Source organism: Thermogutta hypogea (assembly GCF_055386265.1).
This window is the reverse complement of record NZ_AP042425.1, coordinates 307152-330985: the sequence shown is the minus strand read 5'-3', so window position 1 is coordinate 330985 and position 23834 is coordinate 307152. Positions and strand designations below refer to the sequence as shown.

The 23834-nt window shown below is 61.3% G+C and carries 17 protein-coding genes; 5 read left to right on the top strand and 12 right to left on the bottom strand.

Features of this window, described 5'->3' with window-relative positions; all coding sequences use genetic code 11:
• Positions 1-155 precede the first annotated feature (155 nt).
• From ACZ5B4_RS01080 to nifJ, 4 genes are all read right to left on the bottom strand, one after another.
• Positions 156-1280, bottom strand: a complete 1125-nt coding sequence (locus ACZ5B4_RS01080) for a hypothetical protein (protein WP_464912589.1) — start codon at positions 1278-1280, stop codon at positions 156-158.
• The gene (locus ACZ5B4_RS01075) at positions 1277-2668 is read right to left on the bottom strand and encodes a cytochrome ubiquinol oxidase subunit I (RefSeq protein ID WP_464912588.1); all 1392 of its coding nucleotides are present in this window, start codon (positions 2666-2668) and stop codon (positions 1277-1279) included. Before ACZ5B4_RS01075 ends, ACZ5B4_RS01080 begins: the two co-directional genes overlap by 4 nt.
• Before the next feature lie 375 nt (positions 2669-3043).
• Positions 3044-4051, bottom strand: coding sequence for a dihydroorotate dehydrogenase-like protein (locus tag ACZ5B4_RS01070; RefSeq protein WP_464912587.1), 1008 nt, complete (start codon positions 4049-4051; stop codon positions 3044-3046).
• 29 nt (positions 4052-4080) lie between these two features.
• Positions 4081-7662: a pyruvate:ferredoxin (flavodoxin) oxidoreductase gene (nifJ, locus tag ACZ5B4_RS01065; RefSeq protein WP_464912586.1), complete on the bottom strand. Its 3582-nt coding sequence runs from the start codon at positions 7660-7662 to the stop codon at positions 4081-4083.
• A gap of 903 nt (positions 7663-8565) precedes the next feature.
• Here nifJ and ACZ5B4_RS01060 point away from each other — a divergent pair.
• Positions 8566-9150: a peroxiredoxin gene (locus ACZ5B4_RS01060; RefSeq protein WP_464912585.1), complete on the top strand. Its 585-nt coding sequence runs from the start codon at positions 8566-8568 to the stop codon at positions 9148-9150.
• A 47-nt stretch (positions 9151-9197) separates the two neighbouring features.
• Here the strand turns inward: ACZ5B4_RS01060 and ACZ5B4_RS01055 are convergent, their stop codons facing one another.
• The 4 genes from ACZ5B4_RS01055 to ACZ5B4_RS01040 all read right to left on the bottom strand — a co-directional run bounded on the left by ACZ5B4_RS01055 (position 9198) and on the right by ACZ5B4_RS01040 (position 14602).
• On the bottom strand, positions 9198-10559 hold the full coding sequence (locus ACZ5B4_RS01055; protein WP_464912584.1) for a Gfo/Idh/MocA family protein: 1362 nt from the start codon (positions 10557-10559) through the stop codon (positions 9198-9200).
• A 163-nt stretch (positions 10560-10722) separates the two neighbouring features.
• Entirely contained in the window at positions 10723-13233 is a 2511-nt protein-coding gene (locus ACZ5B4_RS01050) for a GspE/PulE/PilB domain-containing protein (protein WP_464912583.1), read from the bottom strand.
• A gap of 514 nt (positions 13234-13747) precedes the next feature.
• Entirely contained in the window at positions 13748-14299 is a 552-nt protein-coding gene (locus tag ACZ5B4_RS01045) for a hypothetical protein (protein WP_464912582.1), read from the bottom strand.
• A gap of 12 nt (positions 14300-14311) precedes the next feature.
• On the bottom strand, positions 14312-14602 hold the full coding sequence (locus ACZ5B4_RS01040) for a hypothetical protein (protein WP_464912581.1): 291 nt from the start codon (positions 14600-14602) through the stop codon (positions 14312-14314).
• 443 nt (positions 14603-15045) lie between these two features.
• On the opposite strand from ACZ5B4_RS01040, the gene ACZ5B4_RS01035 reads away from it, so the two are divergent.
• Positions 15046-15426, top strand: coding sequence for a response regulator (locus ACZ5B4_RS01035; protein WP_464912580.1), 381 nt, complete (start codon positions 15046-15048; stop codon positions 15424-15426).
• Positions 15427-15513: 87 nt separating this feature from the next.
• On the opposite strand, the gene ACZ5B4_RS01030 is transcribed toward ACZ5B4_RS01035, so the two are convergent.
• Positions 15514-17175, bottom strand: a complete 1662-nt coding sequence (locus tag ACZ5B4_RS01030; RefSeq protein WP_464912579.1) for a hypothetical protein — start codon at positions 17173-17175, stop codon at positions 15514-15516.
• A 447-nt stretch (positions 17176-17622) separates the two neighbouring features.
• Here ACZ5B4_RS01030 and ACZ5B4_RS01025 point away from each other — a divergent pair, with 447 nt between their 5' ends.
• Entirely contained in the window at positions 17623-18762 is a 1140-nt protein-coding gene (locus ACZ5B4_RS01025; RefSeq protein ID WP_464912578.1) for an LptF/LptG family permease, read from the top strand.
• Positions 18763-18844: 82 nt separating this feature from the next.
• On the opposite strand, the gene acpS is transcribed toward ACZ5B4_RS01025, so the two are convergent.
• From acpS to ACZ5B4_RS01010, 3 genes are all read right to left on the bottom strand, one after another.
• The gene (gene acpS / locus ACZ5B4_RS01020; RefSeq protein WP_464912577.1) at positions 18845-19264 is read right to left on the bottom strand and encodes a holo-ACP synthase; all 420 of its coding nucleotides are present in this window, start codon (positions 19262-19264) and stop codon (positions 18845-18847) included.
• 231 nt (positions 19265-19495) lie between these two features.
• Positions 19496-20464, bottom strand: coding sequence for a tryptophan--tRNA ligase (gene trpS, locus ACZ5B4_RS01015; protein ID WP_464912576.1), 969 nt, complete (start codon positions 20462-20464; stop codon positions 19496-19498).
• A gap of 59 nt (positions 20465-20523) precedes the next feature.
• Positions 20524-21528 (bottom strand): dihydroorotate dehydrogenase, encoded by a 1005-nt coding sequence (locus ACZ5B4_RS01010; protein ID WP_464912575.1) that lies wholly within the window; start codon positions 21526-21528, stop codon positions 20524-20526.
• A gap of 462 nt (positions 21529-21990) precedes the next feature.
• On the opposite strand from ACZ5B4_RS01010, the gene ACZ5B4_RS01005 reads away from it, so the two are divergent.
• On the top strand, positions 21991-23439 hold the full coding sequence (locus ACZ5B4_RS01005; protein ID WP_464912574.1) for a CCA tRNA nucleotidyltransferase: 1449 nt from the start codon (positions 21991-21993) through the stop codon (positions 23437-23439).
• 171 nt (positions 23440-23610) lie between these two features.
• Complete coding sequence (locus ACZ5B4_RS01000; protein WP_464912573.1) at positions 23611-23799, top strand: hypothetical protein; 189 nt, start codon at positions 23611-23613, stop codon at positions 23797-23799.
• Positions 23800-23834 lie beyond the last annotated feature (35 nt).

The following is a 23834-nucleotide window of genomic DNA, read 5'->3' as shown; positions in this document are numbered from 1 at the left end:
TTTGGCGACTGAACCGGCCGTCGCATCACGATGGCAAGCTTCCAACCGGTAGGGCAAACCCGACGCCTTCGCGCAACGGCACGGCGAAGAAAAAGCGGGGGAAAGCCCGACGAGACAGGGTCGCCGGACAAGTGAACCGCGGCCTTTCGAACACGTCACTGCGAGGTCGCGTTAGCGGCTCGCACGACCTGCGCCAGCATCCATCCGATTACAGCGGCACCCAGCACGAAGGTGACCAAGAACAGCACCATCGGGCCCCAATCGGGACTTTGCGGGATTTCCCAGACCTTGCCGTAAGCGGCGATTTCCAGGTTTTGCACGACCTGGCGGCTGACGGCGTTCAGCGCCAGCACGACAACTTGCGATCCGCCCACCGCGCCCGCCGCGATGACATCCAAGGCGCGACGGCGAAAGAACGTTAACGCGAGGACGGGCAAGACGGGAGAAAGAGCCGTCAAAACGGTCAGCGCCAAGCGTGCGCCGCCGGTCATATACGCGAGCAGCCCGCGATCCCACGTTCCCCAGACGTAAGCGGCCCCCGCCGCGGCTGTGACGACGAACCCGGCAAGGCTCAATCGCCAGGCGAAATCTCCGGCCCAGCGACGATATTCGGTGCGGTCGGTTTTCACGAAGCAAGCGGCATCGACGACGGTGTAAGCGGCCGTGGTGAGCATGGCCAACCCCAGCATCAAGCACCACCGCAACCATAACGAGGGATCGGCGAAATGATGGGCCGTCCCCGTCGCCGCGCCGGCCGTGTTATGGCTCAGCCAAAGCGGCTTCCATTGGTCCGGCGAAGCCATCAACGAAAAGCCGTTGCAGAACAGCAATCCCATCAGCAGGAACAGCCCTGCGGCGATCCATCCCGCCGCGTAGCGCCACGCGGGCATGGTCGCCGTTTTCGCTTTGAGCCCGAAAGCGAACGCATAGACGCCGTAGTAGGCGAAGATCAGCAGGATGATGATGGAGAACCAAAACCAAGCCGTGAGGATCGTGGCCGGGTAAAAAGCCCAAGGGTACGCCACCTGTACAAAAAGCAACGGCACGATGCCGAAGTTGACGCCGAAAGCCACGATGACCGGCATTTGCATCCCGAGCCGTTCCGCCCACTCGCGCGCATGGCCCGAGCGGCGATAAAAGAGGACGGCCAGCGCCATGCCCACGAACCACAGATTCATGGGCACCATGTGGAGGATGAATCCCAAGACTTTGAAGAACTGTACGAACCAAAACGGGGCCGGCATCGCCGGCAAGGCCGAAGTATCCAAGGTTTCCATCATCGCTCGGCCTCCAACTGCTCTAGGTTGGGATAGATGCCCTTGGGGCGCTCCGGTCGCAGAGTCCACAAATAGTCGGTCACCAGTTCCGCCTCTTCGCGCGTTCCCGACCAAGGGGGCATGAAATAATGCGTTTCGTGCAAGTGTGAAACCATTTCCACAAGCATTTCACGCGGTTTTCCGAAGAGCACCGGACCGACCGCGGAGTAGCCTTGCTTTTCGGCGTGGCAATCGTTGCAGTGGTGCATGAAGATCAGGCGGCCGACGAGCACGCGATCCTCGGGCTTCAATGCGAGCAACTTTCGGGAATCGACTTTGCCGCCTTGCAGAGCTTCGGGAAAGCGTTCCCGGACGTACTCGCGGGTCCATCGCCCGCTCTGGAGGAAGCCGGCCTGTCGGAAAACCGGTACCTCCTCCTCCAAGATTTGATTTCCCAAGACGACGTTGTAGACGATATACGGCTTGCGGACGGCCTCACGGATGAACTCTCCCGTGCTGAAGGCCGCCAAGCCGAAGAGGAAAAGCGCCAAGGCGAAGCCCGGACTCATCCATTCCGGGTGACGATACGGCCCCAAATAGAGCAAAAAAAAGACGGCGGCCGTCAGCGCGAAGATCAGCACCGTCAGCACCGTCAGGACGGCTGCCGCCTCCAGGGCCATTCTCGCGGATTCCGGCAGCATGGCGAACCAACCGATACCGCCCAGGGTGATCATCACGGCCCCGATCAAGGCCGGCCGCGTGGACCGCCGCACGATCAACTCGCGGAGCGCCGACTCCTTGAGTGTCCACGAGGCGTGCACGTAAACGTACAGGGAGGTCAGCAGGATGGCGCCCCCCGTACGCGAAATCGTTTGCGGAATGAATTGCGGATTGAAAAAGCCGCTCCAGAACGTGCGGTGCTCCAACCACGAGCCGGGATGAAGCATGAACGCCGTGATGCCGGTGATCAAAACCAGACTAATCCACGCTGCGCCCGCATAAATCCGGGCAATGGTCACGTGCGTCTTCGGTTCCAATCTGTTCCAGCAGTAATAGAAGATGAAGGCCGCCGTGAGCTCGATCACGAAAAACACCCACTCCGTGGCCCATCCGAAAACGAAGTTTCGGATCAGCACTTCCGTGGCCAGCGGCGAAGCTAACCCGATCGTCCACCAGATCCCGACGCCGGAGATCGCGCCGAAGACGACGGTCAGCAGGATGAAGAACGGCGCATGCCGCCTCAGATAGTCCAGGTAATCACGGTTCGCGGTGCGGTAGGCGAAACCGGTTTCCACGGCGAAGAACAAACCGCCTCCTACCGCGTAATGCGAGACCAACACGTGGAAAACCGAAATCACGGCGATAAGCATCGGTGCCGTGAGCTGCGGAACATACCACCACGGATAATGCATCGATGGTCCTTTCGTCGATGAGCCGGGAATCGCAGAACATCGGGCCGCCGTCGGATTACCGACCCGCGCGCGGCTTCAAACCGGGGATTTGGTGAACGGCACCTCCGTGCGCTGCGATATTCGTTCATCATAGCCCGACACGTGCGGACTGCCAGACGGAGCTCCGAGAAGCGTCCTTGACTCTCTCGGCGGATCTCTCGGCGGACCACCTCCGTCCGTGCGAGGAGCCCCCGTCAAAAAAACATCCCTGTCCGGCGAAGAACCGAGCAGGCATGGGGTAAATCCTTCGCCCGAGCATCCACCTCTCTGTGAGAGCTTCAGCACTTCAGGAACGCGGCGAACGGTTGCCGCATCCAGCCATGGGGCCGCGCCACGTCAGATCGGCGTACCGGCAAACGACGCCAAGGCTTTCATGTAGTTTCCTCTCTCAAAGGCCGCCGGGTTGGGCGAATTGCGATGACTCACGCTGCCTTTCATCTGCGCTACCGAAACGTAGTCGTTTTCCTCCATCCAGGCCTTCATCTGCTCGGCCATGGCGCCGACGCAGCTCAGCCCCTGTTTGTACAAGGCGGAAGCCAACATGACCACGTCGGCCCCGGCCAAAACGGCCTTGATCGCGCCCTGCGACGAGTGCACGCCGCTGGTCAAAGCCAGTGAGGCGTCCACCCGACCGTACAGTACGGCGATCCATCGCAAGGGCAGGAGCAGTTCGAACTCGGTGCTCAGCACGAGATGGGGACGCGTGTCCAAGGTATCCAGCCGAATGTCGGGCTGGAGGAAGCGATTGAAAAGCACCAAGCCTTTCGCGCCCGCGCCGATCAGGCGACGTGCCATGTGGCCCATCGAGCTGAAGTACGGTCCGACCTTGACCGCCACCGGGATCGAGATCGAAGACGACACGGCCTCGACCAGCTCCAAATATCGTTTTTCGACCTCTTCGCCCGTCATTTCCACGTCGGCGGCGACGAAGTAGATGTTCAACTCCAGGGCGTCGGCCCCGGCGTCCTCGATCAGCTTGGCGTAACGAAGCCAGCCGCCGAGCGAGGTCCCGTTGAGGCTCGCAATGACCGGAATCGAAAGCGAGCGTTTCGCGGCCTGGATTCGATCGAGATACTCCTCGCTGCCGATACGGTATTCCTCAGGCTCCGGAAAGTAGGAAAGCGCCTCGGCGAAACTGTCGGTGCCGAACTCGTGCACGCCGACGAAGTTCTCCTCCTCTTGCAGGATCTGCTCCTCGAAGAGAGACGGCAGCACGATGGCGGCGGCCCCGGCGTCCTCCAACCGACGCTGGTTGTCGAGGGATTCCGTCAAAGGACAGGCCGAAGCGACGAAGGGGTTTTTCAGCTCCAAACCCAGGTATTTAGTCCGTAGATCAACGCTCATTTTGCAGCCTCCTGAACGGTCGAGAGTGGTCACGCCGGATCCGCGGCAGCGGCGGCCTTGCGACCGCCCTGAGCCAGGGCCGTGCTGAAGTTTTCGTACAGCGCATAACGGAAATTGATATCCTCCTGCCCCAAGCGGAAGAGTTCCTCAGCCCGCTCCGGCTTGGACCGTGAGAGGATGGCGAATCGCGCTTGTTTCAGCGCGAATTCCTTGAACTCGCCCTTGGGAGGCCGGCTGTCCACGCGCAGCGGTTGCTCGCGATCGCGCGGATCGAAATGATAAAGCGGCCAGTAGCCGGTCGCCACGGCCTCCTTCTGGTACTCGAACCCCTTGGACATGTCGATTCCCCAGCCGATGCAATGGCTGAGGGCGATGATGATGGACGGCCCGCGGTACGACTCGGCCGCGCGAATCGTGCGGATGGCGTGCAACGGATTGGCCCCCATGGCGATTTGCCCCACGAAAACGTTGCCGTACGACATGGCGATCAAGCCCAAGTCCTTCTTGCGCCCGGGTTTGCCGGCGGCGGCGAACTTGGCGACGGCTCCGCGGAAGGTAGCCTTGGAGGCTTGTCCGCCGGTGTTCGAGTACACTTCGGTATCCAACACCAGCAGATTGATGTCCCGTCCGGAAGCCAGGACGTGGTCCAACCCGCCGAAACCGATGTCGTAGGCCCAACCGTCCCCGCCGAACGACCAGATGCTGCGCCGGATCAAGTAGTCCGCGGATGCGATCAAGTCGCGGGCGGCGGAATCTCCCAGGGTGACCAACTTGGCCTTCAACTCCGCCACGAGTCGCCGCTGCAAGGCGATCTGCTCGTCCGTCTCTTGGGGATTGTTGAGCAGTTCCTGCACCAAGTTCTCGCCCACCTGCGCGGCGAGCTTCTTGAGCAGGTTCGTAGCGTGGTCCACCTGCTGATCGACGGCCAAACGCATACCAAAACCGAACTCCGCGGCATCCTCGAACAGGGAGTTGTTCCACGCGGGCCCGCGGCCTTCATGGTTCGTCGTATACGGAGTACAAGGCAGGTTGCCGCCGTAGATGGACGAGCAACCGGTCGCGTTGGCGATCAACATGCGGTCGCCGAAAAATTGGGTAATCAATTTGACGTAGGGCGTCTCTCCGCAGCCGGCGCAAGCCCCCGAGAACTCGAACAGCGGCAGCAGGAGTTGCGAACCCTTGACGGTATCGACCGCCACCTGTTTGCGATCGATATCCGGGATGGAAAGGAAGAAATCGAAGGCCGCCCGCTCCCGATCCAAGTGATCGAGCTTCGGCAGCATATCGATCGCTTTGTGCTTCGCGACTTCCTTGTCCCGCACCGGGCACACTTCCACGCACAGCCCGCAGCCCGTGCAGTCGTCCGGTGCCGTCTGCACCGTCACCATCATGCCGGGGTATTCCTTGCCGCGCCACTCGGCCGACTTGAAGCCTTCCGGCGCTCCGGATAGCAGGGCCGGGTCGTAAACCTTCATGCGGATGGCGGCGTGCGGGCAAGACAGCGAGCAGAGGCCGCACTGGATGCAAATCTTCGGGTCCCAGATGGGGATTTCCAGAGCGATGCTCCGCTTTTCGTACTTGGTGGTTCCGGTCGGGAACGTGCCGTCCGGAGGCAGGGCGCTCACCGGCAGGTCGTCGCCCCGGTAGGCGATCATCATGCCCAGTACGTCGCGTACGAAGTCCGGCGAATCCGGCGGTACCGCCGGCACCCGATGCAGTTGCGAGGTGACTTGCGACGGGACTTGGACCTGTTGCAGCGACGCCAACGCACGATCCACCGCCGCGAAGTTCTTCTCGATGATCGAGGTTCCGCCCTTCTTGCCGTAGGCCTTGACGATTTGATCCTTGATCTCTTTGACGGCGTCTTCGATCGGAATGACCTTCGCCAAGGCGAAAAAGCATGTTTGCATCACGGTGTTGATGCGAACGCCCATGCCGGTTTCCTTGGCGACACCGTAAGCATCCACGACGTAGAACTTCAGCTTCTTTTCGATGATCTGCTGTTGCACTTCCGCCGGGATATGATCCCAGACCGTATCCGCCGGGAAGGGGCTGTTGAGAAGGAAGGTGGCCCCCGGCTCCGCCACCGATAGCACGTCGATGCGTTCCAGGAAATGGAATTGGTGGCAGGCCACGAAGTTGGCCTTGTGAACCAGGTACGATCCCTTGATCGGTCGCGGGCTGAAGCGGACGTGCGACGTCGTCATCGAGCCTGCCTTGCGCGAGTCGTACACGAAGTATCCCTGCGCGTAGTTCGGTGTATTCTCGCCGATGATCTTGACGGAGCTGCGATTGGCGCTCACCGTGCCGTCGCTACCCAGGCCGAAAAACACCGCACGAACCACGTCGTCGCCTTCGGTGGAAAGATCGGGATCGTAATCGAGACTCAGATGAGTCACGTCATCCACGATCCCGACGGTAAAGTGATTCTTGGGTGCGGGCTTGCCGACTTCCTCGAACACGGCGACGGCCATGGCGGGGGTGAATTCTTTGGACGAAAGCCCGTATCGGCCGCCGATGATGCGCGGCACGGCGGTCCCTTTTTGTTCCTGCCAGTTCTCGGCGACGGCACCGATGACATCCATGTACAGCGGCTCACCCAAGGCTCCCGGCTCCTTCGTGCGGTCGAGCACCGCGATGCGCCGGACGCTCTTGGGCAAGGCCTTGACCAGCGCGGCGCCGTCGAACGGGCGATAGAGGCGTACCTTGAGGACGCCCACCTTTTCGCCTTGATCCACGAGGTGATCGACCGCCTCTTCCACCACTCCGCAGCCGGAAGCCATGATCACGATCACGGATTCCGCTTCCGGATGCCCGCAGTAATCGAAGAGGTGATAGGCACGACCGAATCGCCGCGCGAACTCGTCCATCGTCTCCTGGACGATTTCAGGGACCTTTTGGTAGAAGGGATTGCACGCCTCTCGGGCCTGGAAGAAGACGTCCGGATTCTGCGCGGTACCTCGGAGTACGGGTCGCTCGGGAGACATCGCCCGCTCGCGATGCGCTCGGACCAAATCGAAATCGATCATGCCGCGGACGTCGTCCTCGGTGAGCTGCTCGATCTTGGCGACCTCGTGCGAGGTGCGAAAGCCGTCGAAGAAGTGCAGAAAAGGGACCCTCGCTTTGAGCGTTGCGGCATGGGCGATCAAGGCCAGGTCCTGCGCCTCTTGCACCGAGCCCGACGCCAACAGGGCGAAACCGGTGGTTCGGACGGCCATGACGTCGCTGTGATCGCCGAAAATCGACAAAGCGTGGGTGGCTACCGTTCGAGCCGTAACGTGGAACACCACCGGCGTCAGCTCTCCGGCGATCTTGAACATCTCCGGAATCATCAGTAGGAGGCCTTGCGAGGCCGTAAACGTGGAAGACAAGGCTCCGCCCTGCAACACGCCGTGCACCGCGCCCGCAGCGCCCGCTTCGCTCTGCATTTCCACCACTTGGGGCACCGAGCCGAAGATATTTTTCCGGCCGGCGGCGGCCCAAGCGTCGGGCAACTCGCCCAATCCCGAGGAAGGCGTAATCGGATAGATCGCCATGACCTCGGAACATAGGTGCGCGATGTTGGCCGTTGCTTCATTTCCATCCACGGTCACGAAGCGTTTGTCTGCCACGGTGTGATCTCCTCTTTCGAACGAGTAAAAAGCCTTGCCACCGGATGCTCCGCGTGGATACAGCCGGCGAGGCAGTGCGAATCGTGATTGCTTTACATAACGCTCATGTTCGAGCTGCCCGCTCTCTCGCAAACTTTACCGAGGGAGGTCTGCTCAAACCGCGGAATTACCCCTTTCGCAGGTTGAAACCCAGACCGATCTTCGCGAGATTACGGTCCGCCAACCCATGCCATCGGATCGGCGAGGTGAATCGGATGGAGAGAAGAGACACATGCGGCGACGCCGGAACCCGGTGAGTTCCGGCTGAATTGCCGTCTCGATTAATCCCCTTGGACGCGCCGAACCCTGAGTCCACCCGAGGCGAAGACAAGGCTTGGACCGACACGTCGTCCCGATCCCAAATCGCCTGCAAAACCAAGTCTCTTTGAACGTGGTCGGCCGAGATTTCTCCTGCCTTCTCGAACCGCCCAGCATCGTCCCAAACTGTCCCAGAAACCATTAAACTAGCGAGTTCCCCCCGAAGTCGCAAGCTACGGGAACCTGCAAAGGGCCGAAAAACGTAGCTTCATGTCGCGAAAAGACATGGGAATAAACATCGGAACTTGTACGACGCGCCGTGCTCCGTTTTTCCTTTGGGCGATCCAATCGCCGCCCGGGCACCGGTCGCAACTTTCTTCCTCCGCCCTCCCCTAGCCTTTTCCAGCGACAGCGTATAATTACGGCAGTTGAGTTTGTTTTAAAAGCTTCAAATGAAGCAAACCATCCATTCGTTTTCTCGAGCCTGCTAATGATGTGGACCTGACGGCGAAATTGCGGGCTCGTGCAGTCAAGCTCTAGCCGTCTGCTTTTTTATTCAGAAAGCAGGCCGGCGCAGTTAGGCCTTTATTCGACGCTGAGGGAGAAATGATGGTAATCGTCAAGGTGATGTCGACTATTTCTATTGCCCTGGTGCTCTTCGTAACGGCCGGGCTTGCCTATGCCGAAGGGACCGGCAAGCCCACCGATCGCAACGAACTCAAGGTCGGCGATCCCGCCCCCGACTTCGAACTCAAAGGCAGCGATGGAAAAACCTATCGGCTCGCGGACTTTCGCGGCAAACAAATCGTCGTAATTGCTTGGTACCCGAAGGCTTTCACTCCCGGCTGCACGCGAGAATGCAAGTCTTTCGCGGCGCAAGGGGACCTCTTCAAGGCCTTGCCGGTGGCATTTTTCACAGCCAGTGTAGATACGTTGGAGGACAACCGCCGGTTCGCGGAGTCTCTTGGGGTCAAATACCCCATCCTCAGTGATCCGGACCGCAAAACCGCAATGGCGTACGGCGTCGTTGACGACCCAAGCGGATATGCTAAGCGATGGACGTTCATCATCGGGATGGATGGAAAAATCCTTCACATCAACAAGGCTGTGAAGGTCGATAGCCACGCCGAGGACGTCGCGGCCTGGATCAGCAATTGGCTGAAGTCCTCCACTTCCCAATCCGGGTCGTGAGGTTTTGGGAGCGGCCGGGCCGGGATCGCCACGAATCCCGTCAACGTTCAGATTTCTTTCGTCACCCCCGGGATCGCGCAGGGGAAGATTCCGTCCGGCCCCTCTTCGATCGGCGGCTTTGATTCGAAAGAAAGGTGATCGACGTCGTCGACATACCGGAACTCTGAGTTCATCACCTCGTCCCAGGTGACCCGTTGTCCGGTATGGGCTGCGGTTCTGCCCATCAAAGCCGCCAGGTTGGCCAGCCCGGCTCTTCGGGCCTCATTGTGCGGCTTGTCGTTCATCACGGCGTCGAGCAAAACAACCCATTCCGCGTGATAAGGATTCACGTCCGGCTCGGGGTATTCCCAAACGATCTCCGACTTCTCCATGCGTTGACTCTTGTAGATTCGCGGTTTCGGCTGGTTGAGGCTCTCCATCAGCACGGCCGAGCCGCGGGCGCCGTGGACGTAATCGGAATACGTTTCCCAGCAATTGTTCATGTGCCGGGAAAAGGCGAAGAGCTTGGCGCCGTCGGCAAACGTGTACTCCACGCAGTAGTGATCGAAATTGTTGCCGGCTTCCGCGAAACATCGGCCTCCCATAGCTTGAGCCTCGACCGGCCAAGCGTCTTTCACCCAGCAGGCCTGATCCACGTTGTGGCAATGCCAGTCGATGAAAAATCCGCCGCTGACCCAGTTGAAGCACGTGGCGGCACGAATTTGGAACTCGATCGGGTTGCGATCCGGCGCGCGTCGGGGCACATACACCGGCCCATGAACGCGATAGATCCGCAGCGTGTGCACGTCGCCGATCGCGCCCTCGCGGATGCGATCCACCAAGGCTTGCCGGGCCTTGGAATGCCGCCACATGAAGCCGCAGCCGATCTTCAGGTTCTTCTTTTCCGATTCCTGCGCCGCCCGGAGCAGACGGCGATTCGCGGAAGCGTCCACCGCGAACGATTTCTCCATGAAGACGTTGACCCCCTTTTGCACCGCGTACTCAAGATGTAGCGGCCGAAATAGCGCGTGCGTGGCCAAGATGGCGATGTCGCCCGGTCGCAGTTCGTCGATGGCCTTCTTGTAAGCGTCGAAACCGACGAAGCACCGTTCCGGGGTGACTTCGACGCGGTCCGCGAAGTTGGTTCGCAGTGCATTGAGGCTGCCCTCCAGACGATCCTGGAAGAGGTCCGCCATGGCGTGGAGCCGAACGGGCGCGCCGGGCACCGAAAAGGCGTCTCCGACCGCTCCCGTGCCCCGGCCGCCGCAGCCTATCAAGGCAAGACGAATGGTGGGATCCTCGGCGACGTGGGCATGAACCGTTCCGGACCATGCCACCGCTGATGCCGCCGCCAAAGCTCCGCTTTGAGCTAGAAATTCGCGACGGGAACGAGCTTGGGCGTTTGCGGAGCCGTTTTCACGTGCACGCATGATTCTTCTCCCCGGTTCAAAGTGATGCCAGAGCGGGAAACTTCCGGTAGCAAGCATAGTCGGGGCGCCGGCCGAGAGCAATGAGGCCGAGGCTCACCGTGCCACGGAGGCGGCTCAGGATCCCACCGCGGGCCGTTGCCGATCGTTAGGGCACGCCGCGACATCACGTGCCGGCGTCGAGTAATCCTGCGTAGCGCTTCAGCAGATAAATCGCGGTACCGCTGGGTTGAACGTGGCCCGGCGGAGGATAGCAACTATAGATGGCCGCCCGCAGGTCATCCTCCGCGGCGATCGCCAAGACTGCGGGACGATCGAACAGCAATTGCAATTGCTGGAGTCGGCGAGCGGTCGGCGGTTGAGCCGATGCCACAACCACGGCGTCACCGTCTTCTTCGATCGGCAGCACGCCCAAGTGGCGGGCAACTCCGCCGTCGAAGTGTTGCACCAAGTCCGGTCGAGGTTCAATTCCGGCGAGCTTGACGAAGCGGCAGTTGTGACTGGCGGCCAAAGCCTGCGCGGCTTCGAGGGCGCGGGGATCCTCGCGAAAAGCGATCATCGCCGCAAGCCCGGCCGGCGTCGCGTGCAGGCGGACCTCCGCTGCGGAGGTCTTGCTTCCGGCCTGGCATTGCCAAACACCGTCCGCGCTCCCTGCGATAAGACGCGACAAAAGGGGCATCAGCCAATAGACGGGCCACTCATGATCCGCCAAGACCGTGTTGCGAATGCGGTAGACGAACTCCAAACGGTCATCCCGGGGCACGATCAGCATGTGCGAGGCACGGTAGTGCCGGGCTTTGGCCGCATGCAGGGATAGCAGGTGATCCACGACGGGATTCTTCTCGTCGAAGACATCGTCCGCGGGCGTATGCCGCCGCAGCCGTGCCAACCAAGCCTTTGCGGCGGTCTGGTCGGGCATCATGGCGGGATCTTCCGCCATGGCCGCAATACGTTCGACCAGTTCCTCCGCATGCCCGGCAAGGTGATTCAGCAGCGCGGCATGCGTATCGATGCCGGGATTCTGTTTGACGATGTAGCAGAACAGAAAGTTGAACCACTCATCGAACAAAAGAACGGGATCGAACGGGATGCCGCGCTCGCTTTCCGCCAAGCGGCAGGCCGCCACGTAGAGAGCGTAACTGAGTACGATCGGAGTCAGTTCCGGATGTCTGCCGAACATCCGCAGAAAGTGCGAGATGATCGCCTCGCGCAACATCCACAGCCGGCTCTCCAGGTAGCTCCGTGCCGGTGGGGGAAGCACCGCCAGGATTTCAGACCTGGGAATCACGACGTCCAGGCCCCATCTATCGGCGGATCGCGTGCAGAGCTTGGGGCGGCGACGAATATCCTCGAACATGTCGAGCAATTTGTCGCCTGCGCATTGCCGCAGATAAGCGAGGATGGCTTCGGCGGGATGACCCTCGGGAGGGGCGGGGCGGTCGAATCGCGGTTGTTTGCCGGACCATTCGCCGGGCGGAATATTCTGCGAAAGCTCGGCCAAGATCAGCGTCAGGGATTCGGGATCGGTCGGCCCGTATAACCGCTCGACCAGCATCCGCAGGCGGCCCTCCGGTGCCAAGACCAGCTCCAAAGGCCGATTGAGGCGGAAACGCAGATCGTCGAGGGCTTGGGGGCTGCGGGGTTCGGCCACCGCCAGCGTGACCAGGTCTTGCCGAACACTGAGCGGCAGAACCAGGTAATCCCGCGCGATGTCGGCAGGCACGGCGGCCAAAACGTCCGCGGGGATGTGTACGTCCTGAAGATCGTTAAAAGGCAAACTCAGACGCACCGCGCGTTCCCGAGCCGCCTCGATCACCGCTCCGGCATCGCCCGTGCATTCCAGCAACACCGACAGGCCGTACGGCGTGTTGCGGCAATGCAGGCGAAGACGCCGCTCTTGCCCCTTGACCACGACCTTGATCCAGCCGAAAAAGTTGATCATGGCGATCAGCCGAACCGCCACGGGAAGCAATAAATCCGGCGGAAGATCCGATCGCGTGACAATCCCGTCATCGACACGAAACGCTGCTTTGACGCGATTCTTGAACTGCGCCAATACGATTCTCTGCGCCCCGATGCGAATGGCCTCACCGAGTAAAGATTGGATGGCTCGGGTAACGTCCGGACTGTCGGGGTCGACGGGCAAGGTGGCGGCCGTTACGGATTCCGCGGCCTCCGGCACCTGCACGAAATCGATTCCCGCTTCCTCGGTCGCGGTTCGTCCGGGTCGATCGCGAGTCGCCTCGTCATCCCCCTCGGGGGCAGCGTGGCGATAGAGCGAGCGCACGGCTGCGCGCAGTTGGCACTCGGCCGCCAGCACCACGCGGATACTGTGATCCAGAGCAAACCGCAAGCGATCGGACAAGTCGGGCGAGGGCGGGTTCGCCATCGCCAGCACCAAGCGTTCCTCTGAAAAACCAAGCGGTATCAGCAAATAATCGCGAGCCAGGGCATCGGGCACGAGGGTGAGGATGTCGCGGCGGACTCGCCGTCCCCTCAAATCCACGAACGGGAAACCCAAACGACCGGCGTGACGCTCGGCCGTAGACAACTCCGCCAGCTCCTGGGGGGAGCGACGCTCGTCTGCTGCAAGAATCTCCACATCCGGCGCTTCGCCGGGCGAGCCGCCGCCGTCACCTTCCGGCCGGATTCCACTCGCTTCTTCGTCCGGTGCCATGGCAGCCTCCTCGAGGATCGAGCGTACAACCTTGCGGCGACCTTTCTCGGCATCGGAATCGCCGCTCATCGACCGTCATGCAGAAAAGGCGCGGCTGAGTCCTACCGAGGGCCGCCCGACGGCACGGTATCGCGGCCGCCCGATCGGCGAATTCGGCTATCCGCCTCGCGGCAACGCCCGATCAGCCGCGGTCCGGATATCGTGCCGAACTCCGCTCCAGGGCGATTCATGGAAGCCCGCCGCCCCGGTTTTTCCCCTAGCAGCCTGTTGAAAAACAAAAACGCTTGCACAAGCCGTCGTGGGTGGAAGCCGATTGCAACCGCTACCAGTTGTGCTAGCAAACACTTTTTCAACAGGCTGCTAGGCGATCCTCGCATTTCGTTGGGCATTATAAATCCGTGCGCAACGCCGCGTCAAACGAAATCGGCGCGCGAAAAGGAGCCCCGCCGGGAGTGAAACGTCTCCAAGACGACCGCTATCCTGAGACGCCCGCGGAATCGACGATTGCGACCGTCTACTGATTGGACGATGCCGGCGTAACTCGGCCGAGAAGAGCCTTTTCGATCAACAGGTAATTCTGCCCCCGGAATTCCGTGATCGTCCCATCAATCGTCCAGTCCGGGGCTTCCGTGAAAGAGGCATTCGTGCGAAGTATCCTTTCGAGAGCCAAGTTTTCGAGGAGAACGTATCTTTCATCACGCTGCGAGAGAAACAGCGTCCAACGCTCGCCGAGAGGGCGAATCGATCCGACCAAGCCGCGCAGCGTCGTGCCCTCTCGAAGTCGCAGGCGACCCGATGCCTGCGCATCGGCCTGCATTTCCGCAACGCCGGCGGCGCCGGGAGTTGCCGGGTCTGTAGTTGGAGCCGGCGGGTTTGCCGCGTCTTCCGCCCGAAGCAGCCCTCCCCGACCGATCGCCACGAGGAGTACGGTCGTGGCGGCAAAGGCGGAACCGGCAAGGACCCACAATGCGGGCCGCCCCGGCCCGTAACGGGTAAGGCCGCGGGGAAGGCTGCTGTTGCCTTCACGGCGCAACCACTTGCTGACCCACTCCCGATTCCAAACCATGCCGGATTCGCCTCAGCCGGGTTTCGGCAGCATCAGACTGTAAAGCACCAGCACGGCACTTGCGGAGAGGGCCGCGTAGCCGGTCCACTCGGGAAAGCTGATAGTCTTGGGAGGTATAGGCGGCTCCACGCCCGTCAATACGCCCACGGCTTTACCGGTTGCCGCGACCGGATGGCCCGTTCGTTCCGCGAGAAACTTCGTCACCTCCGGAGTCAAGGTGATGGACTCCACGGTCTGCAATTCCAGACCGAAGAACAAGAGAAAAAGCCCGATCATGAAATAGTGATAGCGATTGAGTTCCATATTCGCGGAGCCAGGCCGAAGGTGGAGGTGCGGGGATATCCTATTGCTTCCTTTCGGCGAAAAAACGCGGGGGATTCGCCCAATCGTCACGCGGCCGTCCAAACGATGAATCACGAACAATCGGTCGTACGAGCCTCGCTGGAATCGGGCTGTTCCGATTGGGCGGAATGGACGGCATCTACCGGTCGTGAGCGATGCGACGCCCCGAGAGGCCGCATCATTTCGGACCGGCTCGCGTACAAGTCACGATCCATCGCCGACGTGACCTATGATTCTGAGGGTACCGCGCGGGATCGCCGCGGCGCGAGGCTCCGGTGCCGCTTCGCGAAACGACTGGCGACCGCCGAAGCGGAATCATGGCGACGTCGGATGCACCACAAGACGAGGGCTGAAGCGGCACTCGCAAACCTATTAAGGTCGGGTAAACTCGAGGAGGCTAGGCGATGACAAAGCGACTCTTGATCGCGGATGACTCCGTTCTGATTCGGCGGATGATCGCGGAGGTCTTGACGCAAGCCGGCTGGGTGGTCGTGGGCGAAGCCGGCAATGGTGCGGAAGCAGTGGAAAAGTACAAGGAATTACGTCCGGACGCCGTCACGCTCGACATCGTCATGCCGGGCACAGACGGGCTCTACGCCTTGGACGGCATTCTCGCGTTCGACCCCCATGCCCGCGTCGTCGTCGTGAGCGCCCTCAATCAAACCAAACTAATCTCAGAGGCCATCCGCAAAGGCGCGCACGACTTTATCGCGAAACCCTTCTTGCCCGAACAGTTGCAAGAGACCGTCAATGCCGTACTGGGCGAAGCGGTGGGGGCAAGCTGATCGAATTGAGCGGAACGCACCGTCCCACGCGACATGGGCCGCCCGCTCGATTTTCCCGGTCCCCGCCGGCGGCCGCTCGCAGATCGGCTATCTCCGGGGTTTTTCCGGAACGGAAAACTCGATGCTCGTTTCGCCCGTGCGGCGGCTCAGCAAATCCGTCACGGATAGCCGCAACGTGTAGCGTCCGGGCGCGAGGTCCGAGGGTATCGACAGTTCGCACCCGATGAAGAAGTCGCGTCGAACACGTCGGCAATACTCTTCATTGGGCGGGTATTGGTAGTCGGCCACCACCCTCCCGCCGTCATCGATGATGCGATACGAGCTTTGCCAACTGGTGCGGTAACCCTTGGCGGTTGATTCGCTCTTCAAGTTTTCGATTTCGGCGTAGAGCAGAACCGGCCGACCGGGCGAGAATTCGTTCTTCTCGAATGGTTCATACACTCCCCAACTTTGTACGGCGGTTACAAAGGCGGGATTGCGAATCTCCAAAGGACCTGCCTCCTGAAGCCGGTGAAGGGCATCCTCCAAATACCGCCGCGCCTCCAAGGCGGCGGTCCCCGTTTCAAGATCGGCGGCCGACGGGTCCGCAATCATCAGCGACAACCCGAAAAAGGTCTTCGACCAGAAATCCTGCACGTTGGACGGCAAACCGGCTACGGGACGCACGGCTCCTTCGCGATCCGAGAGCGCCAAGTTGAGCAGGCGCAGCCGCAACTCATCCTCCAAGGTCGATCCGCCGCCGGAGGATGCTTTGACCCGGGATTCGAGTTGCCATCGGGCGGAGTTGAGAAGGTAACGCCAATCCCGTTCGGCGGAAGTTTGCGGCGAAGCGATCGCAGCGTTCTCGCCGCCTGGAAAGGAGGGCCGGGGCGAGCCGAAGCCGGCCGCAATCCCCGATGACCCCGGCGGCTGAGACGGTGTCGGTTGTGACGCAACGGCGGGTAAACTCCCCGCAAGAGATCCGCTCGGGACCGTCCCCGAACTGGACGCAGCGACGCTCGTGGGCCGGGCCGCTTCTGAAGTCGGAGGCGGCGGCATCACCGCAACTGCCGGCGTTACTTCCCCGTTCATCGCATCCAGCCGCGCGAGGCTCGCCGATCGTGGGATGTCGCCCGCCCGGTCGGCAGCCTCCATGACTTCGGGGCGTGGCGAGCCGGTTGCAGCCGGAGACAGCCGCGCGGCTTGCATCACCGCCGCGTCGTTTTCGTAATCCCCGCTCAACCGCGGACCGGCGTTCCCTCCCCGCGGCGCGTCCGTGCGGCGATAGGCCAGCGTGGTTCGAAACAGCCGGACCACCGCCGGCCACAAGTGCGGCGGCGTCCGCTGCAAATCGTCGATGAGTCGCTGTTTCGTCTCAGGATCCAGCGGTTGGGATTCTTCCAGATCGGCGATCAAGGACTGAATCGTGATATCTCCCATCGCGGCGGCATCGTCTTGACCCGAACTAGCCGAAGTGAGCGACGATTGCCCCTGCAAATTCGATTCACCGACGTTCCGCGTTCCGCCGGATCGGGTCTCTAACGGATTGGCATGGGACGAGACCGTGTCGCTTTCGGACGCGCGGGGCTTGCTCCGGTCGGCGATCTTGACGTCGTCTTCCTTCTCCGGGGAACCGGCGATTGAAGACGGTGCCATGGTACCACCGAACCGAGCCGGCCCCGCCATCGGCATGGTTGCGCAGCCTGATAGCCCCGCGACGGTCGTCGCAAACAGCGTAAGGACGGTGAGGCTGACGCTTCGGAAAACCATACGCAATTGATCCGGGCAGTGGTAGAGGTGGGGATGTTAAGAAAACTTCGCAACCGATTCAAGCCGAGAAGGGGAGTTTAGGGGAACCAGCAAACCTGGGGCAAGGATCCACAAATCCAAGCCGCTGTGGCCCTGAGAGGAAGCGCGGCCGACCAAACGTCCCGCTCTCGATAAGAGGACCACTTGCACGGTTCTATTTACGACAGGATCTCAATTCACGGGACCGAAATGGTGCGCGCCGCGCAGTAATCTTTCCCAAATCTTGCGTAAACCGTACAATCTGACCACGCCGCCCAGCTCCCCCTCCATGTGGCGGGGAGTCCATAACGTGATCGGCGGCAAAAAGATAACCTTGATGTTTTCCCGGGACGATCCTGCGTCTTCCTGGATCGGAGCCTACGCTCTCGTCAACAACCAGCCAGTAACCAGGATGAGTAGCCGTCGGTAATGAGCATCTTTACCCGTTACATTTTGTCGGAGTTGTGGCGGATATTCGGGCTGGCTGTGATGGCCCTGACTTTTCTTCTCGCGGTGGGCCTGGGTGCCCGCGAAGGTCTGAACCGCGGCATGCCGCCCGCTCTGATTCTCCGCATGTTACCGTACATGATTCCCGAAATTCTGGGCATCACGACCCCCATCGCGGTGCTCCTTGCGATCAGCCAGGTCTTGGGGAGAGTCTCGGGAACCAACGAGTTGATTGCCGTTCGCTCGGCGGGTTTGTCGCCCATGGTCGTCGTCCGACCGGCGATCGTGTTCGCCTATTTCATCAGCCTCTTCACCGTATGGTCTTATGACCTGGCGGCAACTTGGGGCAGAAGCAATGTGCGCCGGGTCGCCGTGGAGGCCCTCGAAGAGATCGTCTACGCCAAGCTCAAGCGAGAAAAGGGTTACGAATCCGAGAAGTTCGTCATCAAGGTGATGGGCTTGGACGGTAAACGTCTTCTTCGCCCCACCATTACGATTCAAACCGATCCCCAGCAGCCGGCGATGGTTCTGCGGGCGGAGCAAGCCGAATTGTTCACCGACGTCAAAGCCGGCACGCTGACCATCGTCTGCCGGAAGCCCGTGACGGAAATCGGTGATGCCAGGATCACGGTCTCGGACACATTGACGCAGACGATTCCGTTGGAGACACCGCAGCCCAGCCTCCACCGCCAATGGCTCAGCATGGCGGAGATTCCGGCCGCCGTCGATCAACTGAAACGCGACGTCGAGCAGTTGCGGCTCTATCTTCGCTCCGCGGGCGCCTCGGATGAACAGCGAGCCGCGTGGCAGGCCCAAATCGGGCAACTGGAAGCCCGCATCCGCCAACTTCAGACCGAACCTTACTTGCGTTGGGCCAACGGCTTCAGTTGTCTGTGTTTTGTTTTGTTGGGAAGCCCGGTCAGCATGTATCGCCGAAGCGAGAACTTCCTGACCAATTTCTTCCTCTGCTTCCTGCCCATCTTGATCGTCTATTACCCGATGCTGATGGTGGCCAAAGAGCTTACGACCTCGGGAGCGCTGCCGCCGGTGGGTTACTGGTCGGCCAATCTCAGCATTGCGGTTCCCGGTGCGTTTCTGCTCTACCGCTACTGCGAGAGCTGACCGCCCGGTTGCCGGGGAAACCGATTTCCCGCAAGAAGTCTGCGTCGTTCCCGTCTCCGGCGGCGCGTCCGGCCCGGCGGCATCATTCCGCTTGCTCCGGGACTTTTTTATCGCGACGCCCTTCGCCTACGGCCACGGCGAAGGCCGTGGCATGGGTGCGACAGTGGGAGATGCTGATTTCTACGGCCGACACCCCCAGGAATTGGGCCGCTTGTCGGGCGCCGTCGCGCAGGACCACTTCCGGGCGTCCGCCGGGACGATTGACGATTTCCACGTCCCGCCAACTGATTCCCCGCACCCAACCGGTTCCCAATGCCTTGAGCACGGCCTCTTTCGCGGCCCAGCGGCCCGCGAAATGTTGTGTGGCCTGCTTGCGGTTTTGGCAGTACATGATCTCGGCGGGGGTGAATACCCGTTGCAGGAATAGCTCGCCGTGCCGCTCGATCATGCGCCCGATGCGGAGACACTCCGTAATGTCGGTGCCAATCCCGAGAATCTCCATGGGAAGCCGGTTTCCAATCGATCAGGCCGCCGAAAATAGAACGCAATGAAAGCCGGTCCCGCCATTATCCCTTGCCTGCGCGGCCCAGGGCAAGCAACGGGGCGGCCGGCGTACCGACGGAGCCGCCGTCGCCCGGCAGCGATATGCACGGGAAAGGGATTCCGATTGCGAAAGCGAATAGAAATCCGAGGGGCTCATCAAGCGTGAACATGACGAGCTGCGAAGGCCCGGTCAGTACTTGATCCCGCACGCCGCCTGGGCGCGATGCAGTACCTCGCCCGCCCGTTTCCTAGCCATGGCGGCACCATCGCCAAGCACTTCCCGGACCCTTTGCGGCGTCTTTTCCAGCTCTTTACGGTACTCGTAGGCCTCGGCAAAGTACGCCAACGCGGCGTCCGCCAGCGCCTTTTTGACCTCGCCGTAGCCGAATCCGCCGCGACGATACAGGGCCGCCATCTCTTCCCGCCGTTTTTCATCGACAAACAAGGAATAGAGCTGGTACAGGTGATCGGATTCGGGGTCCTTGGGCTCCGCAACCGGACGGGAGTCGGTCTTGATGCGCATGACGGCCTTTCGCACGGATGCAGGCTCATCGAACACGCCGATGGTGTTGTTGTAGCTTTTCGACATCTTTTCCCCGTCCGTGCCCGGCACTTTGGCCGCGTGCTCCATGATTTTCGCCTTGGGCAAGACGAAAACATCGCCGTACAGATGATTGAAACTGCCGGCCAGATCGCGACAAACCTCAATATGCTGCACTTGGTCCTCGCCCACCGGGACGGTGTCGGCGTCGTAGGCCAGGATGTCGGCAGCCATCAAGACCGGATAGGTAAACAGTCCGGCGTCGGCGGGAAGGCCCTTGGCCTTCTTGTCCTTGTACGCATGGCATCGTTCCAGCAAGCCCATGGGGGTTCGCGTCATCAGCAGCCAACACAGTTGCGTCACCTCGGGCACGTCCGATTGCACGAAAAGCGTCGCGCGGTCGGGATTGATACCCAGGGCGAGGAGGTCCGTGGCCGCGTCCAGCGTATACTGCCGGAGGAGTTCCGCGTCTTCCACGGTGGTCAAGGCGTGCAGGTTGGCGATGAAGTAGTAAGCCGCATCCGCCTGGTTCTGCAATTCCACGTATTGGCGGATGGCCCCGAAGTAGTTTCCCCAATGAAAGCGTCCCGTAGGTTGGATACCGGAGAGTACGATCATACCGAATGGATTCCGCTTCAATACTTTCTAATCAGCGATACCATGGCACACAGCCGCGATCAAGGCTTTTTCGTCGGAGCGATTCGGGGGGGCGGCCCTTTGTTGCCGGCCGTGTTTCCGGCGGCGAGCCCGCAACCGCATCGCTCAACATCACCGGCGGGCAGCCGCACCGTTCCCACGATATCGGACAGCCTCTCCGCTCCAAGGGTTTGTACGGCCTCCGGTAGTCGGTCCAGGATGTCGATTACCGCCGTCGGCCGGTAAAAGGAGGCCGTGCCGATCTGAACCGCGGAGGCTCCCACCACAAAAAACTCCATGCAATCATCCACGGAGGCGATCCCGCCTACGCCGATGATGGGGATCGAAACGGCCTGCCTCAACTGATAGACCGCCCGCAAGGCGATCGGCTTGATCGCCGGGCCGCTCAGCCCGCCCAATACGTTTCCCAATCGGGGAACCCTTCGCCGCCAATCGACGGCCATGCCCAAGCAGGTGTTGATCGCCGTCAAGGCGTCGGCCCCGGCCTGTTCGGCAGCCAAGCCGATCTCAACGATGTCGGTCACATTGGGCGTCAACTTGACGAACAGGGGCAGCTTGGTGTTCTCGCGGACGGCCCCGACGACGCGATGACACATGTGCGGATCGGCACCGAAGTCCACGCCGCCGCTCACGTTCGGGCACGAGACGTTCAGCTCCAAGGCCGTAATGCCGGGCCGGCCGTCGAGCCGTCGCGCCAGTTCGGCGAACTCCTCCACCGTCTTTCCGGCGATGCTCACCACAAGGGGCACCCCGATCTCCACCAAAGACGGCATGTGATTGGCGAGAAAGGCATCCACCCCGTCGTTATCCAAACCGATCGAATTCAGGAGTCCCGCGGGCGTTTCCGCCGTTCGGGGCGGCGCGTTTCCCTTTCGCGAATGCAGCGTAATCGTCTTCGGCACGATCGCACCCAAACGCTTCAGGTCCAGAACGTTTTCCATTTCGCGGGCGTAGCCGAACGTTCCCGACGCCACCATGATCGGGTTGGGAAAACGCGCGTTGCCGATGGTAACGGTAAGATCCATGAGTGGACCGGTTGGCACAAGGAATTGGGCCGGGCACGCAACCAGGGGTGGGCGGGTGCGCAAAGTCTCCCGCCGGAGTCTCGCACGACCGCAAGAATCCGGGAAAACTCCAATCTACCGCATGCCCCCTCGGCTAACAACGCCGCCCGGTCTGGACTGTCAGCCACGCATTCGTAGCCACGCATTCGCGACGTCGCTACCGGTCCTCCGGAGGGTGGGTTGATTCCAGAAGGTGGGTTGATACGGGCATTCCCATTCACACCGCACGGGGGGCATTTATTCTGATAGGACGGTACGCAAAAACTTCGCCCTTTCCGCGGATCCGGCTCCCCGGCCTGGACGGAAAACGCCACAATGATGTACGGATTCGATCTCGCAGCCCTTAGGCGGCGAGAGACGTTCACCTCGCGTGAACACCCCGCGCGGAACCATCAATTGCGGATTGCGTTTGAGAAGATCCCCGTGCCGATCGATTCGAAAAAGCAGCGTGATTTCGCGGTGGAGGTCGTCAGCCGGCTGCGGGAGGCGGGCTACACGGCGTATTGGGCGGGCGGCTGCGTCCGCGACGAGCTGCTGGGACGCCGGCCCATGGATTATGACGTGGCGACCGACGCCGCGCCGGACCAAGTTCGCGATGTCTTCGGCCGGCATCGGACGCGCGCCGTGGGAGCCGCCTTCGGCGTCATCACCGTATTGGGTCCGCGGGCTGCGGGGCAGGTGGAGGTGGCCACGTTTCGCAGCGACGTATCGTATTCCGACGGCCGACGTCCCGACGCCGTTCGTTTCGCCACCCCGCAAGAGGACGCCCTTCGCCGCGATTTTACCATCAACGGCCTGTTCTACGACCCCGTCTCGCAACAGGTGATCGATTACGTCAACGGCTTGGCGGACATCCGCGCACGGATCATCCGCGCTATCGGCGATCCGCGCGTGCGTTTCGCGGAGGACTATTTGCGGATGTTGCGGGCCGTGCGATTCGTGGCTCAGTTGCGATTCCGACTCGATCCGGAAACCTTGGCCGCCATTCGCGAGATGCCGGAGCGGATTCAGTCCGTCAGCCGCGAGAGGATCGCCGCGGAATTGGAGAAGCTTGTGACGGCGGAGGGACGAGCCGAGGCCGCCCAACTGCTCCACGAGAGCGGCTTGCTGTCGCACATCTTGCCCCCGATGGCGATTCTCCCCGAAAAGAACGAACCGCTATGGCGCAAGAACGTCGCCGTCTTGGGACGGCTGCCGCGCCCCAACCTGTCTTCTGCATTGGCGGCCTTGGCCGACGGCGCGATCTCCCCCGATGAGGCCCGGCAATTAGCCAAACGTCTGCGGCTCTCCAACTCCCAGGCCGAAGAATTGGCCTGGTTGCTGGAACATCGTCGAGCCTTGGAGGAGGCTCCCGACCGGCCGTGGTCCGAAATCCAACCGATCCTGACGTCGCCCTGGGCCGAGGATCTGCTGGACCTCGCGGAGGCACGGTCGGAAGTGGAAGGTCGCCCCAAATCGGACCTCGATTGGTGCCGCGAGAAGCGGCTCCTACCTCCCGAGACTTTGAACCCGCCGCCGTTGATTCGCGGTGACGATCTGTTGCGATACAACCTTCCCGCCGGACCCATTTATCGGCAGATTCTGCAAGAGGCGTGGCGCAGCCAATTGAATGGCCGTTTGCGGACGCGAGAGCAGGCTTTGGCATGGCTTGAAGAGATGGTCGCGGCACACCGTCGTGACGGAGTTGCAACCTGTGCGAATAGCGACGAAACGACACGAGGACGGCGGCAAGGTGACACTCCGCTCCCGCCGGGAGTCGGCCGACGGCCACGCGCTCCATCAGCCGCGGATTGCAATCGCCGTCCCGATTCGACTCCTGAACTCTCCGGCGACGGGAGTGACGCCGCTCCAAGCGAGCCCTCAATGGGATAAAATGGATGGTTCTTCGGGAGTGGCGTCGGATACTGCCGAGGCCGAGAGCCCCGGCGACTTTCGAGGATTGCGAAACCGATGCAGAGCAACTTCGGTCGTGCTCCGCCGTGATTCAATGCGCCGCGGCAATGCCGTCCGGGGACGATAGGGATGCGATGATGGGAGGAAGCCATGTCGCCAAAGCCTGAAAATCGGCGAGCCAAACGCAAGCTGGAATCCTTGCGTGAACAACTAAGGCAGATTCAACAACGCCTGGCCGGGGCCAAGAAACAAATGGACGATCCGCGCGAGGTGGCTGAGTTGGAACGCAAACAGGCCGAGATCCAGGCGGAGATTGCGGGTTGGAAGGAGAAAGACTGAGCATGTTCGCCGGAGTTCCTCGGGCATGCGAAAAA